At 69.8% G+C, this 275-nt stretch carries 1 protein-coding gene; it reads left to right on the top strand.

All coding sequences use genetic code 11. From position 1 onward, the window contains the following. Positions 1-275: dihydrofolate reductase family protein (locus AC0IYH_RS31500; protein ID WP_471838166.1), on the top strand; the 275-nt coding region annotated here is incomplete at both ends.

Consider the following 275-nt stretch of genomic DNA (forward strand, 5'->3'; position numbering starts at 1 on the left):
CACTGGGCCGGCTGCTCGTGCAGCAGTACAACGGCTGCGCGCGCGTTCGAGCGTGGTTCTGAGTGGTGCCGATACGCTGTTGGCCGATGCCGCCCGCTTGACGGTAAGGCCCGACGAACTGGGTCTGGGCGCCGAACTCACGGCCTTGGCTCAGGCGCGTCCGCCGCTGCGCGTACTGGTCGATGGGCGTTTGCGTGTTCCGCTGAGTGCGCCGTTCTTCCAGGCCGGTTCGGCGCTGGTGGCGACATGCGCGGCGGCGGCCTCGCGGGATCGCT

The organism is Pseudomonas sp. AC463, from assembly GCF_979253585.1.